Here is a 22,228-nt window from a genome sequence, read left to right on the forward strand (position 1 = left end):
GCTGAGCCGCCGGATTTACAGTCCGGACCCGTTGACCGCTGGGGTAACCCCTCCAAAAGAGAGCGGCATCATAGCGAGGCTGGATTTTTTCGTCAAGCCCCCGCGCTGCAGGTCGCTCACTCTCATGCTCAGGCGTAATCGTATTGACCGCCCTGGCGCAGCGCGGCCTGGTAGGCCGGGCGAGCATGGATGGCGGACAGGAAAGCCTTGATGTGCGGGTGGCGGGTGCTCACGATGCCTGTATGGCTGGCTGCTTCCAGCGGAAAGCTCATCTGGATGTCGGCCGCAGTGAAATCCTTGCCGGCAAACCAGCCGCTTGGGGCCAGCTGCTGTTCGATATGGTCGAAGTGCAGTTGCAACTGCGGATTCAGGTAATTGCTGCGCACGCCCTTGGCAATCAGGCGTGCCAGTGGTCGCAGCAAGGCGGGCATGGGCGGCTGGTCGAGGCGGAAAAATACCAGGCTCATCAGCAGTGGCGGCATGGCCGAGCCTTCGGCGTAGTGCAGCCAGTAACGATAGTCCAGCAGCGCCTTGCTGTCGGCAGCCGGTTTCAGTCGGCCTGCGCCATATTTTTCCACCAGGTATTCGATGATGGCGCCAGACTCGGCCACCACGATGTCGTCGTCAGTGATGACGGGCGACTTGCCCAGCGGGTGCACGGCTTTCAGTTCGGCCGGGGCCAGCATGCTGCGGGCATCGCGCTGGTAGTGCTTGATCTGGTAGGGCAGCTGCAATTCTTCCAGTAGCCAGATGACGCGTTGCGAGCGGGAATTGTTCAGGTGGTGCAGGGTAATCATGATGGCGACCAAACAGAAATGATGGACGGATCATAGAGATCCGTCTGGCAAAACAAAAGCGGTTTTACGGCAAGTCACTCAAACGTGCCGTGACATCAGCAGTGCGGTGGTAATCAGCATCAGTGCAAACAGTTGTTTCAGCCGGCTTTCCGGCAGCCGGTGTGCCCACGCCACGCCTTGCGAAACAGTGCAGACTCCACCCAAGGCCATGGGCAGGCCCAGTTGCCAGTCGATATGGCCGGCGCGGCCATAGGTCCACAGGGCCACCACTGCTCCAGGCACGACCAGTGCCAGCGCCAGCCCCTGGGCTACCGCCTGCTTTTTGCCAAAACCCTTCACCAGAATCGGCGCGGCAACGATGCCGGCCCCCACGCTGAACAGGCCGGCAAACAGGCCGCCCACTACGCCGACCAGCGGTAGCATCACTTCCGGCCAGGCTGGCCGCCCGGACACTTGGCGCAGCCGGCTGTCCAGCAGGAAGTACGCCGCCAGCAATAGCAGGAATGCGGCAAAGCATTGCTTGAGCAGGCCGGCATCCATGTCGACGGCAAGCCGGGCGGCCGGGTAGGTGCTGATCACCGAGCAGAGGCCGATCAGCATCGCGGTGCGCAAGGGAAAGGGATTGCGCTGGCGGTAGCGCCAGAAGCCGATCAGCACATTGGGCGTCATCATCACCAGTGCGGTGCCCTGCGCCAGCGCCTGGTTCATGCCGTACAGCATGACCAGCACCGGTATGGCGAGGATGCCGCCGCCGATGCCCAGCAGGCCGCCAATGCCACCCAGCAGGCCACCCAGGGCGAGTGCTTCCAGTATCTGCCCAAGCATTGCAAGCTCCATGTTTGATTGTCTATGTCACAGTTTACTAGGTGAATTGATGGCTATAATTCAGTTTCAACGAAACCATTATTAAGCTGGGTGCAATAATGAATGCGGTGTCCGATCTGGAATTTTTCCTGCAGCTGAACCAGTGCGGCAGCATGGTGGCTACCGCGAGGCAGCTGGGTGTCACGCCGCCGGTGATCAGCCGTCGTCTGCAGGAATTGGAGGCGCGGCTTGGTATCGTGCTGTTGCGGCGGACTACCCGTTCACTGCAATTGACCGAGGCCGGGCAGCTGTATCTGGCCGAGGCGCGCCGCCTGCTGGGTGAAATCGCCGAGCTGGAGGGGAGGGTGCGCGGTGACCCGAATCAGCCGCACGGCCTGTTGCGTGTCAACGCCAGTTTTGGTTTTGGTCGCCGCCATATCGCGCCTTTGCTGGCGGACTTTGCCTGCCAATACCCACGGCTGGAGGTGGAGCTGCAACTGAGCGACCGTCCGCCGCGCCGGCAAGAGGGGTTTGATGTGGCCATCCGCTTCGGCCAGCCGCCGGATTCGCGGCTGCATGCCAGCCTGTTGCTGCGTAACCGGCGGGTATTGTGTGCGGCACCGGCCTATCTGGCCGGGCGTTCGCCGATCACGCAGCCGCGTGACTTGCTGCGGCATGAGTGCATCGTGATTCGCGAAAACCACGACACGCATGGCAGCTGGGTGCTACAGCAGGGCGAGCGGGAAGAAACGGTCAAGGTGCGCGGCCCACTATCCAGTAATGATGGCGAAACTGCGGTGCAGTGGGCCATGCAGGGCTTGGGGCTGGTGCTGCGCTCGTGGTGGGATGTGGGTGAACTGCTGCGGAGTGGGCAGTTGCTGCGCGTGTTGCCAGACTGGCAGTCGGAACCGGCCGACATCTATGCACTGTATCCGCCGGCGCAGCCGCAGCAGGCCAAGCTGCGTGCCTGGCTGGAATTCCTGCGAGCGGCATTGCAGTCGGAGCAAGCCCTGGCCGCTCACTATTGATCTTGCTGCCCGGTGCTGCCATGGCAGATGGCTGCGCGGCATATTTTGCCCATGCTGTTTTTATCCGTGGCATCAATATTTCCGTCATATATATGAATGTGCCATGGTTTGAACGGAAATTATTTTGCCGATTTGGCAGATAATGTTTGACCGCATGGAACAAGGTGCGTATAACGGTCCTGCAAGATTTCAAGTTTTGTGCCTATTTCGTTACAGTGTGCGTCCCTCCAAAAGAGTTGCCTAATTGTTCAAATGTCGATTGCTTGAATTTCTTGTCTCCGGGCTTTTGCCCAGTTTAAATTTTATTTTGTTAGGGATGTATTATGGAAACCGGCACCGTTAAATTCTTCAATGACGCTAAAGGCTTTGGTTTCATCACTCCGGACGCCGGCGGTGATGACCTGTTCGCTCACTTCTCCGAAATCAAAGTAGACGGCTTCAAGTCGCTGCATGATGGCCAGAAAGTTAGCTACACCAAGGCAATGGGTCAAAAAGGCCCGGCTGCTACCAACATTCAGCCGCTGTAATTGCTGATTGTCATGTCTAGTCGCAGCAGCTTGTAAAAGCGGCTGACAGCTAGTCAGGCAGACAACAACCCACCCGACTCAGGTCCGGTGGGTTGTTTGCATTTCATCGCGACGAAAATACAGGTAGCGTGTGCTCTGCTATGCTGCTGCATCACTTTGCTTGCCAAATAGCCATGCCTGCCACCACCTTGCCGACACTTCCCGCCAACGCCGTATTGCTGCTGATAGACATGCAGCAAGCAGTGGACGACCCCAGTTGGGGCGAGCGCAATAATCCGCAGGCCGAAGCCGTGGCTGCACAGTTGCTGTCGCGCTGGCGCAGCCAGCAGCGCCCGGTATGCCATGTCCGGCACGATTCACTGGAACCGGCATCGACTTACCGTCCCGGCCAGCCCGGCCATGCCTTCAAGCCGGAAGTCGCTCCCTTGCCGGGTGAGTGGGTGTTGGCCAAGCAGACCAATTCGGCTTTTATCGGTACCGATCTGCAAGCACAGCTTGCGGCCATGGGCTGCTCAACCCTGGTGGTGCTGGGCGTGGCCACCAGCAATTCGGTCGAAGCGACTGTGCGCATGGCTGGCAATCTGGCATACGCCGTTTATCTGGTAGAGGATGCCTGCTTCACTTTTGGCCGCACCGACTGGTCGGGCGAGTGGCGCACTGCTGGTGAGGTGCATGCGATGAGCCTGGCCAATTTGCATGGCGAGTACTGCCAGGTGTGCCCGGCGGCAGCGATTCTTGCTGCCACTGCAAGCACCCGCGGCTGAGCGTGCACGGCGCACAATCCACTTTGCATGATTCTGGCGGCGCTAATCACTCCGGGTAGCATCCGCCAGTGTGTCTGCTTCCTGCCATAGCCTTTGCCACTGCTGCTCGTAGCGCGCTGCCAGTTCCGGCGCATTCCACACGACCAGTACGTTTTCCGCATTCTTGCCGGCTGCCGCCGCGCTGTAGTTGAAGCTGCCGGTCTGTACATGCATGGCGTCAATGATCATGAATTTATGATGGAAGATGGCGTAGCGGGCGTTCAGCCGTACTGGAAGCTGCTGGTCGGCCAGAAAGCGGGTGGCGCTGTAGCGACCGCTGTTTTCCTTGCGGTCGGCTACCACGGCGACTTCGATGCCGGCGTGCTGTGCTGCCAGCAAGGCTTGCGCCACCGGTTTGCTGGTAAAGACGTAAGCGGCCACATGAATCGAGCGGCGGGCGCTCTGTATCGCTTTCAATACCAGTTGCAGCGCAGCCGGGTCCGGCGCAAAGGCAACTTCGCTCTGGCTGATGACAGGCCGGGTTGCCGCCTGTGTCGCAGGGCATGCAAGCAGGGCGGCGAGCAAGCTCGCCAGCAAGTAATTTCGCAGTGGTTTCATCTTGCCCATTCTAATCACTATCGTGCAGCTTCCCGGCCCGCCAATAGTCTTGCTGGCAACGGTGCTGCGCCATCGCTGGTGCTGCTGGTGAATGGTCCGGGCGGGCAGGCTGGCGCCGGGCTTGCTAGAATGCGCGCTACTTCTCTTGATGAGTGATGGCATGCGCATTCTTCACACTTCGGACTGGCATCTGGGCCAGCACTTCATGGGCCGCAGCCGCCAGGCGGAACATCAGGCCCTGATCGACTGGCTGCTATTGCAGGTGACGCAGCAGGCTATCGATGCGGTGCTGCTGGCCGGAGATATTTTCGACACCGGTGCGCCGCCCAGCTATGCGCGCGAACTGTACAACCAGCTGGTGGTGCGGCTGCACGAGGCACGCTGCCAGCTGGTTTTGCTGGGGGGCAATCACGACTCGGTGGCAACGCTGGAAGAGAGCCGGCCGCTGCTGGCTTATCTGGGCTGCACCGTGGTGCCAGCGGTGGCGGAGGATCTGTCACTGCAGTTGCTGACGTTGCGCAATAGACAGGGCCAGCCAGCGGCCTTGCTGTGTGCGGTGCCCTTTATCCGCGCCCGCGACGTGATGCAAAGCCAGGCCGGGCATAGTGCCGAGGAAAAACAGCAGGGCCTGCAACAGGCCATTGCCGCGCATTATCAGGCCCTGTATCAGCTGGCCTTGCAAGAGCGCAGCCGCCTCGGTTTGCCGCTACCCATTCTGGCCAGCGGCCATCTCACCACCGTGGGGGCCAGCAGTAGTGAATCGGTGCGCGACATCTATGTTGGCGCGCTGGATGCTTTCCCCACCAATGCCTTTCCACCTTTCGACTACATCGCGCTGGGACATATCCACCGGCCACAGCAGGTGGGTGGCCAGTCACATATCCGCTACAGCGGCTCACCGCTGGCGCTGAGTTTTGATGAGCTGGGGCAAGGCAAGCAGATGTTGCTGCTGGAGCTGCAGGATGCAGCCATCGCCAGCATTAGTCCGCTGACCGTACCCTGCTTCCAGCCCCTGTGCAGCCTGCGCGGCACACTGGCCGATTTGCAGCAGTCCATTGCAGCCGTCCTGGCCGCCACGCCAGCCGGGCAGACGCTGTGGCTGGAAGTGGTGGTGGAAGGCGATGATTATCTGTCCGATCTGCAAGCCCGCATCCAGAACATGCTGGAAGGGCAGCCGGCCGAGCTGCTGCGCCTGCGCCGCGCCCGCAGCCAGGCCGTGGCGGGCTTGAGTGCGCAGCGCAGTACGCTGGACGAACTGACGCCGGCCGAGGTATTCGAGCGGCGCTTGCAGCAGGAAACACTGGATGAGGCGCTGGCCGGCGAGCTGCGCCAGCGTTATCAGCAGGTGTTGACTGCCTTGCAGGAGGAGCAGGCATGAGAATCCTCACCCTGCGCCTGAAAAACCTGAATTCGCTCAAGGGCGAGTGGAAGATCGACTTCAGCCAGCCGCCGTTTCGCGACAACGGCCTGTTTGCCATTACCGGCCCCACCGGTGCCGGCAAATCCACACTGCTGGATGCCATCTGCCTGGCGCTCTACCACGAAACGCCACGGCTGAAGACCATTTCGGCCAGCAGCAACGACATCATGACCCGCCACACCGCCGACTGCCTGGCCGAGGTGGAGTTTGAGGTCAAGGGTAAGGCCTATCGTGCCTTCTGGAGCCAGCGGCGGGCACGTGACAAGGCCGATGGCGCCTTGCAGCCGGCGCGGGTGGAGCTGGCGGACGGCGACGGCCAAATCCTTACGACCCACAGCACGGACAAGCTCAAGCGCATTGCCGCCATCACCGGGCTGGATTTCGCCCGTTTTACCAAGTCCATGCTGCTGGCGCAGGGCGGCTTTGCGGCGTTTCTCAATGCCAGCCCCAATGAACGGGCCGAATTACTGGAAGAGCTGACCGGCACCGAGCTGTACGGCCAGATTTCCCAGCGCGTGTTCGAACGGGCGCGTGACAGCCGCCAGGCTTTGCAGCACTTGCAGGCGCAGGCCGGCGGGGTGGAGCTGCTGGACGAGCTACAACGCAGCACCATGCAGCAGCAACTGACTGCCCTGCAGCAGCAACAGCACACGCTGGCCGGGCAACAGCAACAGCTTGGCCAGGCCCTGCAATGGCGGCAGCAACTGGCGCAGGCACAGCAGCAACAGCAAGCTGCCAGCCTGCAACTGGAACAGGCGCAAGCCGCCATCACGCAGGCCGCGCCGCAATTGCAGCAACTGGCCGCCAGCGAGCCGGCGCAGCGCATCGTGCCGCTGTATCAGCACTGGCTAAGCCAGCAGCAGCGGCTGGCTGCTGGTGAAGCCGCCTTGCAGGCGGTGAATGCGCGCTACCAGCACAACTGGCAGCAATGGCAGCAGCTCAACTGGCAAGGCCTGGGTCTGGCCCGTCAGCAGGCCACGGCGCTGGCCACGCAGCAGGCGCAGGCAGGGCAGCAATGGCAGCAGTGGCAAGCTCAGCAGCAGGCCCAACCACAACTGGCGCGGCTGGGAGAATATTTGCCGCTCTGGCGCAGCCAGTTTGCCCAGCATGCCCGTGGCCAGCAGGACAGCGCGCAGGCTGAGCAACAACGCAGCCAACTGGCCACCGCACTGGCAGACGGGCAGCAGCGCTTGCAGGCGCAAGCCCTTGTCTGCCAGCAAGCCGAAGCCGCTTTGCAGCAGGCGCAACAGGCCGAGCAGACGGCCGCTGCCGCCAGCCAGCAGCTGGATGTCACCAGCCTGCGCCAGCAATGGCAGGCCGCCCAGCAAACCAGCCAGCAGTGGCAGCAAGCCATCTTGCTGGCCGGGCAGTTGCAGCAAGGCTGGCAGGCCGAACAGCACTTGCAGCAGACGCTGACACGGCAACAGTCGCTGCTGCCGCAACGCACGGCGGCGCTGGCCACGCTGCGCAGCCAGTATCGTGAACTGCAGGAACAGCTGGCCGACAAGCAGCGCCTGCTGGAGCTGGAGCTACGCATACAGGATCTGGAAGCCCAGCGCGCGCTGTTGCAGCCGGGCCAGCCCTGTCCGCTGTGCGGCTCTGCCACGCATCCGCTGGTGCAGCACTATCAGGCGCTGGATGCCACGGCGGCACGGCAGGCTGTGCTGGACAAGCAGCAGGCGCTGGACGCGGTGCAGGCACAAGGCCAGCAAGCCAGTGCCGAACTGGCCGTCCTGCAACAGCAGCTGGACAGCCTGCAACAGCAATGGCAAGCACAGCAGGCTAATCAGCAACAGCAGTGGCAACAGTGGCAGCCGCTGGCCGATGCGCTGGCCGTGGCACCGGAGGCATGGCAGCAGCCGGACGTACTGGCGCAGGCTGCCCAGGCTGCCTTGCAGCAGCAAGAGCAGCTCCAGCAGCAATTGCTGCTGGCCGAAGCCGCCGCCCGTAGCTGGCAGCAGGCTTTGCAGGCCAGCCAGCAAGCGCAACAGCAGTGGCAGGCCGCCCAGGCCGAGCTGGCCTTGCTGCAACAGGCTGCCACCAGCATGCAACAGCGATGGGCGCAGGCCGATGAGCAGGTAACACGGCTTGCGGCAGAAGCCCAGGCGCAGTGGCAGGTGCTGCAGCAGTCGCTGGCCCAGGCGGGCCATGCCATGCCGGCTGATCCCGTGCGCTGGCTGGCCGATTGCGAGCAGCAATGGCAAGACTGGCAACAGCAACAGCAAGCGATGCAGAGGCTGGAGCAACAGCTGGCACGGCTGGAGGTGCAGGCCGCGCAGGCTGATGCCCAGTGCCATGAATGGCAGCAATACTGGCAGCAACTGGCCTTGCCTGAGCCGCTGCCGGCAGTGACTGCGCCAGCCGCAGAGCTGGCCGAAACGGTGGCGCAGCTGGAAGCCTGCCAGCAGCAACGGGTAGTGCTGGCCGCCGCGCTGGCGCAGTTGCAAGGGCAGCAACAGCAAGTCGCGGAGGATATCCGCCAGCAGCAGTTGCAGCTGGATGAGGCCGCGCAGCAATGGCAGCAGGCCTTGCAGCACAGCCCCTTTGCCGATGAGGCCGCCTTTGCCGCCGCCTGCCTGCCGGAGAGCCAGCGCGCCGCCCTGCAAGCCATGCAGCAGGCATTGGACAAGTCGCTGCAGCAGGCCGAGGCCTTGCTGCAGGCTGCCAGTGCCCGCCAAATCGAGCTGGAAGCTGCGGCAGTCAGCCCACTGAGTCTGGATGAGCTGCAGGCACAGCAGGCCACGCTGGATGGTGAGCGTCAGCAACTGAGTGCCCAGAGCGGTGCGCTGCAGGCCTTGCTGGACAGCGATGCCCAGCGCCGCAATGGCTTACAGGCATTGTTGGCGCAGATTACCCGCCAGCAGGCGGACAGCGAGCTATGGCAACGGCTGGATGGGCTGATCGGCTCGGCCAAGGGCGACAAGTTCCGCCGCTTTGCCCAGGGGCTGACGCTGGATCATCTGGTGTATCTGGCCAATCGCCAGCTGGCGCGCCTGCATGGGCGCTACCAGCTACGGCGCAAGGCGGAAGGCGAGCTGGAACTGGAAATCGTCGATAGCTGGCAGGCGGATGTCTGCCGCGACACCCGCACCTTGTCGGGCGGGGAGAGTTTTCTGGTCAGTCTGGCGCTGGCTTTGGCGCTGTCTGATCTGGTCAGCCACAAGACTTCCATCGACTCGCTGTTCCTGGACGAGGGCTTTGGCACGCTGGATGCCGAAACGCTGGAAATTGCGCTGGATGCGCTGGACAGCCTGAATGCCAGCGGCAAGATGATAGGCGTCATCAGCCATGTGGAAGGCATGAAGGAGCGCATTGCGGTGCAGATCAAGGTGGCGCGCGCCGGCGGCATCGGGCTGTCGGCGCTGTCGGTAACGGGAGGCTGAGGCTCAGTCCGTGCCGGCCATACGGCCCAGCCAGGTGAGGATGCCGGGTATGGCGGCGGTGGGCGCTTGCAGATGGCTGCCCGGCGGTATCAGCAACTGGCTGGCCGGATTGGCCGGCAGGGCGTCGAACATGCTTTGGCGCACGCGCTGCAGGGCCGGGTAGTCGTCCTCCGGCGAGATATACAGTACCGGCAGGCTGGCTGGCAGCTGTTGCACGGCTTTGCTCTGGTTCATGGCCCCGTCCGGGTCGAACCAGTCCAGATAGATGCGCGGTGTGGTGGTGATCGGGTAGAGCCCCTTGCTGCCTTCAAAATCCGCCAGCCGGGTTTTTTCCCCGCCATGGCCTGCGGCCAGCAGGCTGCGGGCGCTGGCCACGGTATCTGCCAGCCGCTCGCGCGGTGTGCCAGCCGCCACATTGCCACCGGGGGCAATGGCCATCACGCCATCCAGGGGTAGCCGGCCTGCCAGATACAGCGCAAACAGCCCGCCCTGGCTATGGCCAGCCACCACCAGCTTGCGCGCACCCTGGTTGCGCAGTGATTCCAGCGCCTCTTGCACCTGCTTCACCGCGCTGGCGACATCGGCATCGTATTCACGCCGGCCGGACCACGGCATGTCCAGATTGGCCAGCAGCACGCCTTGTTGCTGCAGGGCCTTGGCCAACTTGTCGACATGTTTTTCCGGGCTGCCACCCTTGCCGTGCATCAGCACCACGCCCACCGTCGGGCCGAGAGGATTGGCCAGGGCCGTGGTGGCGATCAGCCCCAGCAGGGGCAACAGTAGCAGGCGTAATCGTCGCAACATGGCAGGGGCTCGGGGTGGTGGCAGATGGCTCTGTTATAGCAAGGTCTGATAGCCATGCACGATGACGCCCAGCGCCAGATAGGCAAACAGGGCGGCCGAGGCGGCATTGCAATACAGCAGCAGGCGGTGGCCTACCAGCTTCTGGCCATGGCTGGCCAGCCAGGCCAGAAAGGACGACCAGGCGAGGCCGCCGAGGAAAAAGCCGCCCAGAAACACGCTGGCTGCCAGCGAGCTGCCATCGGTGGACTGGGCAATGATGCTGCCGCCGACTGCCGCAAACCACAGCAACGAGGAGGGCGAGGCCAGTGCCATCAGCAGGCCGCGCCAGAACTCCGCCGCCGTGCTGCGGCGCTGCTCATCATCCGCACCGTTGCTGCTGTCCTTGGTGGTGGGGTGGTAAAACTCGTGCCAGGCGGAACGGGCCATTTTCCAGGTCAGCCACAGCAGCACGCTGCCGCCGCCCAGCCACATCACCCAGCGCACCGGGGTGAAGCCGAACAGCAGCGACATGCCCAGCAAGGACAGCAGGGCATAGAACAGGTCGCCAAAGCAGGAGCCCAGGCCCATCATCAGCGCCGGGCGCAGTCCTCGGCGCAGCCCGGTATTGATCAGGGCGGCATTGACGATGCCGATATCCAGACATAGTGATACCGACAACAGAAAACCCTTGGTGGCAATGGCCAGCATGACAGCACATCCGCATTAACAATGATGGCGGATGATACCGGCCTGGCTGCGGGCGCGTCTTGTCAAAAATTGATCTGGCGGTAGCGGCCGGGTGTCATGCCGCAAAAACGGCTGAATGCCTTGCTGAAGTGGGCCTGGTCGGCAAAACCGGTGGCCAGCGCCACCTCGACGATGGACTGGCCGGCGCGCAGCTGGCGGCGGGCTTCGGCCATGCGCTGCTGCATCTGCCAGGCCAGTGGTGGCAGGCCGCAAGCCTGATGGAAGCGGCGCACCAGATGGGCAGGGGTGATGCCGGCCTGCTGCGCCAGCGCATCCAGTGTCAGCGGTTGTGACAGATCATCCAGCAGCTGTTGCTGTACCCGCTGCACCAGCAGGCTGCCGCGGTTACTGACGCTGTCGGCGGTGGATGTGCCGTGCTGTGGCAGGCGGGCAAGCAGGGCGATGATGGCTTCTTCGCGCAGGCTGGCGTCTTGTGTGGCCAGTTGGCGCAGCGCTGCCGCCAGCTCGGGGCGCTGCAACTGGCTGGGCAGATCGGGCGGCAGGCAGTCGAAATAGGCGGGGAAGGCTGCCGGTGCCACATAGAGCGACAGGCATTGCCAGTCTTCGCCGCTCAGGCTGCGGCTGGCCTGCACCGCAGCCGGCGGGTAGACCGTGAGCATGTCTGGCCGCACCTCGAAGCGCTTGCCATCCAGCCATACTTCTTCCAGCCCACCCAGATTGACGCTGATGACGTACTCGTCGTGGGTGTGCTTGGGAAAACCGGCAGCCGAGGCCTGGATGCCGGCCAGTTCCAGCAGGGGCGTGCGCAGGAAAATCATGCTGCGACTATAGCCATGTCAGGCCGTGGCCGCCAGCCATAGGGCGACAGCCATGGCGCTGCTGGCGTCTTACTCGTGCAGCTGGGCGGTCAGTTTGGCAATGTCAGCCACATTGGCATTCAGCACCTTGCTGATAGCCTGGCCATAGCCGCTGTCCGCCTTGTAGAAGTAGGACAGCATGGTGTTGCGGGTGGCCACGTTGCTGACCTGCCCCAGGTCGGCGGCGAGGTTGGCAATCAGGTTGGCCTGCTCCTGCTTGTTCAGGCTGCGGTAATACTCGCCAGCCTGGCGGAAGTTCAGCGTTTTGGCGATGCCGGCCTGCTGGGTGCTGCCAGACAGCGGCAGCTGGCTGTAACGGGCGCTGGCGTCCTGTTGCAGGCCGCCCTGGCGGCTAGGCTCGTAATTGACGGCGCCCTGGCGCTGGCCACCATTCATCGCACCATCCTGATTGTTGTTGTCCACGGCGGCTTGCGGACGGTTGACCGGCAGCTGCAAGCCGTTGGTCCCCACGCGGTGCAGCTGGGTGTCGGCATAGGAGAAGATACGGCCTTGCAGCAGGCGGTCTTCCGAAGGCTCGATGCCCGGCACCAGGTTGGATGGGGCAAAGGCGCTTTGCTCGGTTTCCTGGAAGATATTGGCCGGGTTGCGGTTGAGGGTCATGGTGCCGATCTTGCGTTCCGGCACGTCGGTCCAGATCTTGGTCGCGTCCAGCGGGTTGTAGTCGAGCTTGGCCATGTCTTCCGGCTGCATCACCTGGATGTACAGGTCCCATTGCGGGTAGTGCTTGTGCTTGATGGCCTGCATCAGTTCGCGGCTGGCGTGGTTGAAATCCTTTGCCTGCAAGGCGGCGGCCTGCTGCATGGTCAGGTTGTGCTGGCCCTGGCGGCTGGCCCAGTGGAATTTCACGTACACGTAACGACCCTGGGCATTGACCAGCTTCCAGGCGTGGACGCTATTGCCGTCCATGTACTGATAGCCCTTGGGGATGCCGTAGTCGGAGTACAGCCGGGTGAGCATATGGGTGGCTTCCGGCTGGTGGGCAAAGAAGTCAAAGAAGCGGTTGGGGTCTTGCAGATTGGTATCCGGCGACGGTTTGAGCGAGTGCACCATGTCGGGGAACTTGATGGCATCGCGGATGAAGAACACCGGCAGATTGTTGCCGACCAGGTCCCAGTTGCCTTCGCTGGTATAAAACTTGGTGGCAAAGCCACGCGGGTCGCGCAGGGTTTCCGGCGAGTGCTGGCCGTGAATCACCGTGGAAAAACGCACGAATACCGGGGTCTTGTTGCCCTTGGCGAAGACCTTGGCGCGGGACAATGCCGAAATGTCGGCGCTGGCTTCAAACACACCATGCGCGCCTGCGCCGCGCGCGTGAACCACGCGCTCCGGGATGCGTTCACGGTCGAAGCGCTGCAGCTTCTGGATCAGTTGGACGTCTTGCAGCAGTACCGGGCCGTTGGGGCCGGCGGTTTGCGAATTCTGGTTGTCGCCGACTGCAGCGCCGTTGTCGCGGGTGAGGGTGGCGGCGTGGGCCGGCGTGAGCAATGCCAGGCTGAGTGTGATGACTCCCAGGGCGTAAAGAGGGCGGTGATTGGCCATTGTGCTGGTCCTGAAGGTGAAAGGGCCTTCAGTCTAGGGAGCAGGTCGCTGCGGATGAATTTTGAAATTTTTATGGCAGCTATCAGTGTTATCTATTTAATAACCGGGATTATTTGATAGGAAAATGGCTTGTTATTTCAGCTGCTTAGCGTGCCGTGCAGCGCGCCCGGTTGCTGGTTAGCACAGCGGGTAAGCTTGCAACAACCGGTACTAAGTATGGCTGGTGGGCGTGGGAGATGGCGAGTGGCGGCTGCGTAATCTGGGGTCGAGCGGCGCGGTGATGATGTCGATGATCTTGCAGAAAGCGGCGTCCGGATGGCGCGGATTGAGCAGGTAGTTGTAGCCATCCACCACCAGCGCGCTGGGGACGCTCAATACGGCAGAAGGGGCGCTGGCCAGCCAGTCGTCGCCCATGGCCTGGCTCAGTTCGGCTTGCTGCCGCCAGTCTGCTTCCAGCACGGCTTCGTCCAGCTGCATCACGCAATGGTCGGGAATGGCTACTTTCAGCAGCTGAAAACCGGGCGGCAGGCTGGGCAGTTCGCTGTGTACCAGCATTTCCAGCATGGCGCTGGCGGCGTGGTCGGCCAGGTAAACCACCGGCTGGCCGGCGCTATGCCAGCGGCCGCCCACCAGCAGGCCGCCAAGGCCGTGCAGGTCGGCGTAATTGCTGATGCGCCAGGCGATCATGCGACATAGCCTTCATCGATCTGCAGCAGCAAGGCTTCCACCAGCCGTGCGCCCTGTTCGGTGCGGGCGGTGTCCAGCGGCGATGCGCCGTTGAAGCGCTGCAGCGGCTGGCGCAGCCAGGCGGTGGCGATGTCCTGCTGGCCCAGCACCTGTTCGGCCAGCAGCAGCAGGTTGGCCAGCCGGATGCCGCGCTCGGATTCGTCGCGGCTGAGCTGCTCACCCTTGCGGATGCGGTGGCTGAGGGTGCGCTCGGGGATGACAAAGCTCAGCTCGCTGCGGCTGAGGCCGGCCTTGCCCAGGTTGGTGATCAACGTGGTGGATAGTCCGTCGGCCACCGAGTTGGCCAGTTCCAGCTCGCTTTGCAGCGGCTGGCCCAGCAGTCTGGCCAGGCCGTCCAGTTGCAAGCCACCCTTGCGCCGCAGGGGGAGCGGGGGTGTCTTGCTACGCGGGGTAAACAGGCTGGTTTCCATGGCTAGCTCCACTTTCGGCAAATTGCCATTGCAGTATCGGCATTTTGCTGAAGTTGGGCAAGTAGCCGGCGTGCTGCCGTGGAAGCTGTTCTCAGTCGGGCTGGCCCAGCACGGCCTGGTTGTCCGGCTTGCTGTGCGGGATACCCAGCAGGCTGGCCATCAGCCCGCATAGCTCCACCTGGCGCACCCGTGCGGTGCTGGCATGGTTGAAACGGCTGCCCAGCAGATACAGCGGCACCAGTCGTTCTTCCGGCAATATGCCGCCGTGGCTGTGGTCGGCATTCATGCCGTGGTCGCTGGTAACCAGTACCTGGTAGTCCTCGGCCAGCCACTGCGGCAGATATTGCGACAACAGCTTGTCGTGGTAACGGGCGGCATTGCGGTATTCCGTGCTGTCGCCACCAAAGCGGTGGCCAGCATCGTCCACGCCCATGGGGTGAATCAGCAGGAAGTCCGGGTCGTGGCGACGGCGCAGCAGTTCGCCATCGATATACAGATGGTCGTCCGGGTAATGGTCCAGATGGTAGAACAGGCCATGCTGGATGGGCAGGCTTTCATCATCGGTCAGGCGGTCGCGCACGGCATCATAAGGTGCGCGGTTGTAGAGCTCGCTGATCCAGTGATAGGCCGCTGCTGCGGTGCGCAGTCCGGCAGCGTGGGCCAGGCTGAAAATGCTCTGTTCGGTGGACAGCCGCACGACATCGTTATGCACCACGCCACTGGCGATGGGGGTGACGCCGGTGAGAATGCATTCGTATAGCGGACGCGATAGCGAGGGCAGTTCGCAGCGCAGCTGATGCAGGCTGGCTAGGCCCGCCTCGCACAGGCCTTGCAGATAGCCCATGCCGTCATGGCCGGCTTGCCAGCCCAGTCCATCCACCACCACCAGAATCACCTTGCTGCGCATCTTGCCTCCGCTTGCCATTGTCTACCTGCAATCGGCCAGTGTGCCATGACTTGATGACAGGCTGGTGATGCGCGGGGGCCTGGTTTGGCAGGGTTCTGGTTCAGCAAGTTTCTTCGGCGTAGCGGGACTGGATGGCTTCGACTTCCGGCACGATGCGCAAGAAGGTGGTCACCAGTTGCGGATCGAAATGCAGGCCGCTTTGCTGTTGCAGATAGTCGAGCGCTGCCTGCTGGGTCCAGGCCGGCTTGTAGGGGCGGGTGGAAACCAGGGCGTCGTAGACATCGCAAATGGCGGCAATGCGGCCTTCCAGCGGGATTTCCTCGCCGCACAGCCCGGCTGGGTAGCCGCTGCCATCCCATTTTTCATGGTGGGTCAGGGCAATGCGCCGCGCCATGCGGATGACCAGGGCCGGATGCTCGGGAATGATGGTGCCGCCGATGCGCGGGTGCTCGCGCATGATCTGGCTTTCGCTGTCGTCCAGGCGGCCGGGCTTGAGCAGGATGCGGTCCGGCACGCCGATCTTGCCCACGTCGTGCAGCGGACTGGCCATGCGCAGCGCATGCGCCCAGGTGGCATCCTTGCCCATTGCCAGTGCCATCTGTTCGCACATCTTGCTCATGCGGGTAATGTGCTTGCCGGTTTCGTTGTCACGGTACTCCCCGGCGCGCGCCAGGCTGAGGGTGACTTCCTGTGCCATGTCTTCCAGTGCGTTGAGCAGGGTGTCGTAGTAGGCGTAGGTGGCCAGCCCCATGTCGAGGAATATCGCCCGGTTGATGGCGGTGAGATAGCGGGTGCGGCAGGCTTCATCCGGCACCAGTTGGCCTAGTAGCACCACCACCTGATTGAGTATTACCACATAGGCGCCAGAGTAAAAACGCAGGTCCACGCCCAGTTGCTGGTGGGTACGGCCGATGGCCAGCGTGGCTTCCAGGTAGTCCTGGTTGAAATTGCCGGTAAAGACGTGTTCTTGCCAGTGATGCTGCTGGTGGGCCCGGGCGCGCTGCAGGGCAGCAGGGTCACTGAAGGTGGCGCTGGCCGCCGCATTGGCATGGATGTAGGCATACACCCCATCCATCAGTTGCTCCATGTGGGGGCGGATCAGTCCGCCAAACTCGCGCAGGGTGCTGATACTGTCCGCATCCATGTCGAGGAAGTCACGCCATTGTTCAAAGCGAAGCCGCACGCAGGGATTCCTTGCTGTCTTGGTTGGCCGGCATAGCCGAAAGTAACCATGATAGCAAAGCGGACAAATGCCATGTCAACGGAATGTTGCTGCCGGGTTGGTGCCGGCATGGTTTCAGCCGTGGCGCTGGCGGCGCTGCAGGCGGCTGCTGTCGATGATGTCGGCGGCGCGGGCGCGCAACTGGCCGCAGCCACCGTCTACATCCTGGCCGGCTGAGTCGCGGATCTTGGTCAGCACGCCGTGCTGGTGCAGATAGCGTTTCATCGCATCGATGTGGGCGGTGGCCGGACGCTGGTAGTGGTCGCCTTCCATGCTGTTGTAGGGAATCAGGTTCAGCACGCCGTACCTGCCCTTGAGCAGGGCGATGGCGGCATCCATCTCCTGCTGGCTGTCGTTGACCCCGGCCAATAGCGTCCACTGGTACTGAATGGGATAACCCACCTGACGGGCATAGCGTTCGCCCTGTGCCACCAGCTCGGCCGGGCTGATGCGCGGTGCCCGCGGCAGCAGCTGTGCGCGCAGGTCGGCATTCGTGGTGTGCAAGGACAGGGCCAGTGCCGGCTTCACCCGCTGCTGCGGCAGGCGCTCGAACACGCGCGGGTCGCCCACGGTGGAAAACACCAGATTTTTGTGGGCGATATTGCCTTCGCTGCCGAGAAAGTCTATCGCCTCCAGCACATTGTCCAGATTGTGTGCCGGCTCGCCCATGCCCATGAACACCACTTTTTTCACCGGGCGGATACGCCGCGCCAGCACCACCTGCGCCACGATTTCTGCGCTGCCCAGCTGGCGCAGCAGGCCGGATTTGCCAGTCATGCAGAAGGTGCAGCCCACGGCACAGCCCAGCTGGCTGGAAACGCACAGCCCGTCGCGCGGCAGCAGCACGCTTTCCACCAGCTGGCCGTCGGCCAGTTCCACCAGCAGGCGTTGCGACGCATCCGCCGCCTCATGTTGGGTGTGGATGCGCGCCAGTGCTTCCAGCTGCTGGCTGAGCGCCGGCAGGCCCTGACGCACGCTGAGCGGAAAGTAGTCCGCACTTTGCTGGTGGCGGGTGCCATGGTCCAGCGCCAGGCCTTGCAGCCAGGCGCGGTTGATACGGCCGATGTGGCAGGGGCGGGCGCCGAGGGCGGTGAGGGCTTGGTGAAAATCCTGAATGCGCATGAGTGATGTCTGAAGCGGTAACGACGATAAACGGCGCATAGGGTAGCGCAAGCAGCACGGCGGCGGGTGGATTTTGCCGGCGGCTTGCGCTCAGATCAGCTTATGGTCGATGGCGTAGCGCACCATGTCGGCCACCGAGTGCGCCTGTAGCTTCTGCATCAGCCGCACCTTGTGGGTGCTCACCGTCTTGGAGCTGATGTTCAGCTGCTGGGCGATTTCGTTGACATTGGTGCCGTGCACCAGCCGTTCGAATACCTGGTATTCGCGCTCGGACAGCTGGGCATGGGCGGGGCGGGAGTCGGTCAGCCCCACTTCGAACACCATGCGGTCGGCCAGTTGCGGGTCGATGTAGCGGCCGCCGCCCGCCACCTTGCGGATGGCGGTCAGCAGCAGTGCCGGATCGCTGTCCTTGGTGCTGTAACCGGCGGCACCGGCCTTGAGGGCGCGGGCGGCGATTTGTACTTCGTCGTGCATCGACAGCATCAGGATGGCCGGCGGATTGTCCAGCGCGCGGATGCGCGGGATGGATTCCAGCCCGTTGGTGCCGGGCATGGAAATGTCCAGCAGCAGCACATCGCAGGGGATCTGGCGCAGTTGTTCCAGCAGGTGGGTGCCATTGGTGGCTTCGCCCACCACGCTGATGTCTTCGGCCAGCGAGACCAGCTGCTTGATGCCTTCGCGGACGATTTTGTGGTCTTCGGCAATGATGACGCGGATCACGCGGTTTCCTTTCCTGCTTCGGCCGGCAGCCGGATGGTGAGAGTGCAGCCCTGGTCCGGCTGGCTGTCGATGTCGAGTACGCCGCCCAGCAGCAGCACGCGTTCGCGGATGCCCACCAGGCCAAAAGAGCGCAGCTGACGGTGGGCTTGCGGGTCGAAGCCCTTGCCGTCGTCGGCAATGCTCAGGGTGATCATGCCCTGGTTGCAGGTGAGGCCGACGCTGACGGTGCTGGCTTCGGCATGGCGTAGCACATTGGTGAGGGCTTCCTGCAGGATGCGGAACACGCCGATGGCGCGGGCATCGCTCAGCGGGATGGGGCTGTCCGGTACGGAAATCAGGCAGGGGATGCCGCTGCGTTTTTCAAAGCGGCGGGCCTGCCACTCGATGGCCGAACCGATACCGGCATCCAGCACTGGCGGGCGCAGCGCCGTGGCGACGTCGCGCACGATCTGGAAGGTTTGCTCGATCAGCTTTTTCATCGCCTGCAGCCGTTCGGCCAGCTTGCTGTCGCTGTGGCCGAAGCTCAGTTCGCACATCGAGGTTTCCAGCCGCAGCACGGTCAGGATTTGCCCCAGTTCATCGTGGACTTCGCGGGCGATGCGGGCTTTTTCTTCTTCGCGTACCGATTCCAGATGGGCGGACAGGCTGCGCAGCAGGCCACGCGATTCGGCCAGCTGCAATTCATTGTGCTTGTTCTCGGAGATATCCCAGACGATACCGTCCCATACCACATGGCCATCATCAAAGCAGCGCACTGTGGCCTTGATGTCCACCCAGCGCAATTGCCCGTCCTGATGCAGCATGCGGCCCTGCCAGGCCAGATCGTGGTTGTGCTGGTCGGCTTGTTGCCAGGCTTGCTGGTAGCTGCTGCGGTCGTCTGCAGCCACCACATCCAGCCAGCCCGCAGGCAGGCTGATCATGTCCAGCGGGCTGTAGCCCAGCATGCTCTGGCTGGCATCGCTGACAAAGGCCAGTCGCACCGGCATTTGCGCCGCCGGGCGCTCCAGCCGGAACACCATGCCCGGCACATTGCTGGCCATGCCCTTGAAGCGGGCTTCGCTTTCTTCCAGGGCGGCGCGGGCTTTTTGCCGTTCGGTAATGTCGTTGAGGTACACCACCAGGTATTCGGTGCGGCCGAATTTGAGAAAACTGAGGGTGACGCCCACCGGCAGCGCCTGGCCATTGGCCTTGAGGCAGTGGGTTTCAAAGCTGCTGACGGCTTTGCGGCTGCGCAGCTGGTTCCACATTTCCAGCCAGCGGGCGTGGTCCAGCGAGGGCTGCAGTTCCGGCAGCGACAAGCGCAACAGCTGTGCTGCCGGGTAGCCCAGCATGGTTTCTGCCGCCCGGTTGGCGTACTGGATGCGGCTGTCCCAGTTGACCCACAGGATGCCCACCGTGCTGTTGTCGATGGAGAACTGGGTCAGCCGTAGCGATTCCTCGGCCAGATCACGCGCCTCCAGCTCCATGCGGGCGGCCAGCAGGCGTTTTTCTGCCCAGCGCCGTTGCCGGCGCTGGTGGTTCCACACCACGGCCAGCAACAGGCTGCTTAGCAGCAGCGCCAGGCTTAGCCGGTGCCAGAAGGTGAGCGAGTCGATCAGCCGTGGATAGCTGGGCAGCATCCAGCGGGCGTACAGCTGCTCCATGCGGCTGCCGGGGATGTCCTGCAGCTGGCGGTCCAGTACGGCGGGCAGCTCCGGCCAGTCACGCCGGACCCCGATGCGCAGCAGGTGGGTGTAGCCCAGATCGCCGACCACGGCCAGGCGGGAGAATTCCGCTTCCTTGAGCAGGGTGGTCAGCTGGGCTTCGTCGACGATGGCGTATTCGGCGTATTGCTGCTGCACGGTTTGCAGTGCGCTGCGGTCGTTGGCCACTTCCACGCGCGGCAGTTCCGGGTAGTTGCGCCGGACAAAGCGCAGGGCATCGCTATTGCCGTTCACCGCCAGTCGTTCGTTGAGCGACAGCCGGTCCAGATCCACCGCATTACCACTGCCATCAGGGAAGCCGACAATCTTGTGCGGTACCCGCAAATAGGGCTGGGAAAACAGCCAGTGATGCAGGCTGGCCGGTGTTTGCAGCATGCCGGGTGCAACATCCACCGTACCGTCTTCCACGGCATGGTCCAGTGCTTGCTGGCTGGCAAAGGTACGCCAGCTCAGCTGTACGCCCATTTTGTTGGCCAGCAGCAGCATTACTTCGACATCGGCACCTTCCAGCAGATGGTTGCGCGGATTGATCTGGGCATAAGGCGCTTGCAGTACCACGCCCACCCGCCAGTCGCGATGGGCGGCCAGCCAGTTGTGACCGTTGGAGGCAACCGCGCCGGACAGGCTGCAGCACAAGCTGGCCAAGAGCCCGAGCAGGGCGAACAACAGCGGACGAGGGCGGACGGCCTGCAGCATGGTGAAGCCTGTGAGTGAAAAGGGTGAGCGGGGCTGGCCGCCGGCCTGCGGGCAGGGGCGGCATGGAAGCGGCATACTTTACTCTGTCGGGCCGCTTTTGCCAAAGTCGCCCCCGGGCTGTACCTCATACTTCTTCAGCGCATGCTTACATTTCCTGACATTTTTTTACCTGCGGTTAACCGCAGCCGGCAGGCCGTGCCGTGATACTGCCGCATCGAAGCAACCATTGTTCATTGCCAATCTACATGCCCCGCCTCAGTTCATTGCAGACCCGCAGCCTGATTGCTGCCGCCGTGCTGCTGCTCATCCTGGTTGCCTACCTGTTTTATCCGCGTCAGCCAGTCAATCACTACCTGAGCGCCACCGTCACCCATCTTGATCTGGAAGACAGCGTGCTGGCCACCGGCACCATCAAGGCGCTGCGTGAAGTCAGCGTGGGTGCCCAGGTGTCCGGCCAGATCAAATCGCTCAAGGTCAAGCTGGGCCAGAGCGTGCACAAGGGCGATCTGCTGGCCGAAATCGACCCGCGCACCCAGGAAAATTCGCTGGAAGACGCCCAGGCTTCGGTCAGCAGCTATCAGTCGCAGCTCAAATCCAAGCTGGCGGCACTGCTGAAAGCAAGGCAGGATTTTGCCCGCCAGCAGCAGATGCTGGGGCAGCAGGCTACCTCGCGCGAAAGTTACGATAGTGCCAAGGCGGCCATGGATGGTGCCGATGCCGATGCCCAGCAGCTGCAGGCACAGCTGCAACAGGCGCGCATCAGCCTGAAAACGGCCCAGCTCAATCTGGGCTACACCCGCATTGTTGCGCCCATCGATGGCGTGGTGGTGGCCTTGTCGGTGGAAGAGGGGCAGACGGTGAATGCCAGCCAGTCCACGCCCACCATCGTCAAGCTGGCGCAGCTGGATACGGTGACGGTGAAGTCGGAAATCTCCGAAGGTGATGTGGTGCGGGTCAAGCCTGGCATGCCGGTGTACTTCACCATACTGGGCGAACCGGACCAGCGTTATCAGGCCCGCTTGCGTTCGGTCGATCCGGCACCGCAGTCGTATAGCGATGCCAGCGACAGCAGCACCACTTCCGCCTCGACCAGCAGCAGTTCCAGCAGCTCTTCATCGTCTACCGCCATCTATTACTATGGCCTGTTTGATGTGCCCAATCCGCAGCACAAGCTGCGCATCAACATGACGGCGCAGGTCACCGTGGTGCTCAGCCAGGTCAAGGCGGCACTGGCCATACCCGCCAATGCGCTGGGTGCGGCCGACAAGCATGGTCGCTATGCGGTGCGCGTACTGCAGGCTGATGGCAGCGTGCAGATTAGGCAGGTCGGCATCGGCCTGAACAACAATGTCCACGCCCAGGTACTGAGCGGCCTGCGCGAGGGCGAGCAGGTGGTGGTGGGCGAAGCCAGTGCGACGGCCACGGCCAGCAGCAGCCGCAACGGCCCGCCGCCGATGGGGATGTAAAGCATGA

20 protein-coding genes are annotated in these 22,228 nt (G+C 63.0%); 6 read left to right on the top strand and 14 right to left on the bottom strand.

Going from position 1 to position 22,228, the window contains the following annotated elements:
• Window positions 1–128: 128 nt before the first annotated feature.
• Both DBR44_RS15850 and DBR44_RS15855 read right to left on the bottom strand, forming a co-directional pair.
• Window positions 129–797 (bottom strand): glutathione S-transferase family protein, encoded by a 669-nt coding sequence (locus DBR44_RS15850; protein WP_124644989.1) that lies wholly within the window; start codon window positions 795–797, stop codon window positions 129–131.
• Between the two features lie 78 nt (window positions 798–875).
• The gene (locus DBR44_RS15855) at window positions 876–1,622 is read right to left on the bottom strand and encodes a sulfite exporter TauE/SafE family protein (RefSeq protein WP_233578614.1); all 747 of its coding nucleotides are present in this window, start codon (window positions 1,620–1,622) and stop codon (window positions 876–878) included.
• A gap of 98 nt (window positions 1,623–1,720) precedes the next feature.
• Between DBR44_RS15855 and DBR44_RS15860 the strand changes: the two genes are divergently transcribed.
• The 3 genes from DBR44_RS15860 (at window position 1,721) to DBR44_RS15870 (ending at window position 3,920) form a co-directional block, all read left to right on the top strand.
• On the top strand, window positions 1,721–2,629 hold the full coding sequence (locus DBR44_RS15860; RefSeq protein ID WP_124644991.1) for a LysR family transcriptional regulator: 909 nt from the start codon (window positions 1,721–1,723) through the stop codon (window positions 2,627–2,629).
• Window positions 2,630–2,952: 323 nt separating this feature from the next.
• Window positions 2,953–3,156 carry a cold-shock protein gene (locus DBR44_RS15865; RefSeq protein WP_059287215.1) on the top strand — a complete coding sequence of 68 codons (204 nt, stop codon included), beginning with the start codon at window positions 2,953–2,955 and terminating at the stop codon, window positions 3,154–3,156.
• Between the two features lie 173 nt (window positions 3,157–3,329).
• Window positions 3,330–3,920 (top strand): cysteine hydrolase family protein, encoded by a 591-nt coding sequence (locus DBR44_RS15870; RefSeq protein WP_124644992.1) that lies wholly within the window; start codon window positions 3,330–3,332, stop codon window positions 3,918–3,920.
• A gap of 42 nt (window positions 3,921–3,962) precedes the next feature.
• Here DBR44_RS15870 and DBR44_RS15875 read toward each other — a convergent pair whose 3' ends face one another.
• Window positions 3,963–4,517, bottom strand: coding sequence for a phospholipase D family protein (locus DBR44_RS15875; protein ID WP_124644993.1), 555 nt, complete (start codon window positions 4,515–4,517; stop codon window positions 3,963–3,965).
• 160 nt (window positions 4,518–4,677) lie between these two features.
• Between DBR44_RS15875 and sbcD the strand changes: the two genes are divergently transcribed.
• The gene (gene sbcD, locus DBR44_RS15880; protein ID WP_124644994.1) at window positions 4,678–5,895 is read left to right on the top strand and encodes an exonuclease subunit SbcD; all 1,218 of its coding nucleotides are present in this window, start codon (window positions 4,678–4,680) and stop codon (window positions 5,893–5,895) included.
• Complete coding sequence (locus DBR44_RS15885) at window positions 5,892–9,320, top strand: AAA family ATPase (protein ID WP_124644995.1); 3,429 nt, start codon at window positions 5,892–5,894, stop codon at window positions 9,318–9,320. Before sbcD ends, DBR44_RS15885 begins: the two co-directional genes overlap by 4 nt.
• Before the next feature lie 3 nt (window positions 9,321–9,323).
• Here the strand turns inward: DBR44_RS15885 and DBR44_RS15890 are convergent, their stop codons facing one another.
• The 11 genes from DBR44_RS15890 to DBR44_RS15940 form a co-directional block, all read right to left on the bottom strand.
• Window positions 9,324–10,124 (bottom strand): carboxylesterase, encoded by an 801-nt coding sequence (locus DBR44_RS15890; protein ID WP_124644996.1) that lies wholly within the window; start codon window positions 10,122–10,124, stop codon window positions 9,324–9,326.
• A 33-nt stretch (window positions 10,125–10,157) separates the two neighbouring features.
• Window positions 10,158–10,811 (bottom strand): LysE family translocator, encoded by a 654-nt coding sequence (locus DBR44_RS15895; RefSeq protein WP_124644997.1) that lies wholly within the window; start codon window positions 10,809–10,811, stop codon window positions 10,158–10,160.
• 62 nt (window positions 10,812–10,873) lie between these two features.
• The gene (locus tag DBR44_RS15900) at window positions 10,874–11,629 is read right to left on the bottom strand and encodes an AraC family transcriptional regulator (protein WP_124644998.1); all 756 of its coding nucleotides are present in this window, start codon (window positions 11,627–11,629) and stop codon (window positions 10,874–10,876) included.
• Window positions 11,630–11,698: 69 nt separating this feature from the next.
• Window positions 11,699–13,228, bottom strand: coding sequence for a catalase (locus DBR44_RS15905; RefSeq protein WP_124644999.1), 1,530 nt, complete (start codon window positions 13,226–13,228; stop codon window positions 11,699–11,701).
• A 210-nt stretch (window positions 13,229–13,438) separates the two neighbouring features.
• A complete protein-coding gene (locus DBR44_RS15910) occupies window positions 13,439–13,915 on the bottom strand; it encodes an RES family NAD+ phosphorylase (RefSeq protein ID WP_124645000.1) in 477 nt (158 codons plus the stop codon).
• Complete coding sequence (locus tag DBR44_RS15915; protein ID WP_124645001.1) at window positions 13,912–14,385, bottom strand: antitoxin Xre/MbcA/ParS toxin-binding domain-containing protein; 474 nt, start codon at window positions 14,383–14,385, stop codon at window positions 13,912–13,914. Before DBR44_RS15915 ends, DBR44_RS15910 begins: the two co-directional genes overlap by 4 nt.
• A gap of 91 nt (window positions 14,386–14,476) precedes the next feature.
• Window positions 14,477–15,292 carry an alkaline phosphatase family protein gene (locus tag DBR44_RS15920; RefSeq protein WP_124645002.1) on the bottom strand — a complete coding sequence of 272 codons (816 nt, stop codon included), beginning with the start codon at window positions 15,290–15,292 and terminating at the stop codon, window positions 14,477–14,479.
• A gap of 100 nt (window positions 15,293–15,392) precedes the next feature.
• Window positions 15,393–16,475 carry an HD domain-containing phosphohydrolase gene (locus tag DBR44_RS15925; RefSeq protein ID WP_199731076.1) on the bottom strand — a complete coding sequence of 361 codons (1,083 nt, stop codon included), beginning with the start codon at window positions 16,473–16,475 and terminating at the stop codon, window positions 15,393–15,395.
• A gap of 114 nt (window positions 16,476–16,589) precedes the next feature.
• Window positions 16,590–17,636 (bottom strand): RNA methyltransferase, encoded by a 1,047-nt coding sequence (locus tag DBR44_RS15930; protein WP_124645003.1) that lies wholly within the window; start codon window positions 17,634–17,636, stop codon window positions 16,590–16,592.
• A 90-nt stretch (window positions 17,637–17,726) separates the two neighbouring features.
• Window positions 17,727–18,356, bottom strand: coding sequence for a response regulator transcription factor (locus DBR44_RS15935; RefSeq protein ID WP_103523826.1), 630 nt, complete (start codon window positions 18,354–18,356; stop codon window positions 17,727–17,729).
• Window positions 18,353–20,755, bottom strand: a complete 2,403-nt coding sequence (locus DBR44_RS15940; protein WP_124645004.1) for a transporter substrate-binding domain-containing protein — start codon at window positions 20,753–20,755, stop codon at window positions 18,353–18,355. Before DBR44_RS15940 ends, DBR44_RS15935 begins: the two co-directional genes overlap by 4 nt.
• A gap of 245 nt (window positions 20,756–21,000) precedes the next feature.
• Between DBR44_RS15940 and DBR44_RS15945 the strand changes: the two genes are divergently transcribed.
• The gene (locus DBR44_RS15945; protein ID WP_124645005.1) at window positions 21,001–22,221 is read left to right on the top strand and encodes an efflux RND transporter periplasmic adaptor subunit; all 1,221 of its coding nucleotides are present in this window, start codon (window positions 21,001–21,003) and stop codon (window positions 22,219–22,221) included.
• Window positions 22,222–22,228 lie beyond the last annotated feature (7 nt).

Origin of the sequence: Aquitalea sp. FJL05 (assembly GCF_003852595.1) — a bacterium.
Lineage (GTDB): Bacteria > Pseudomonadota > Gammaproteobacteria > Burkholderiales > Chromobacteriaceae > Aquitalea > Aquitalea aquatilis.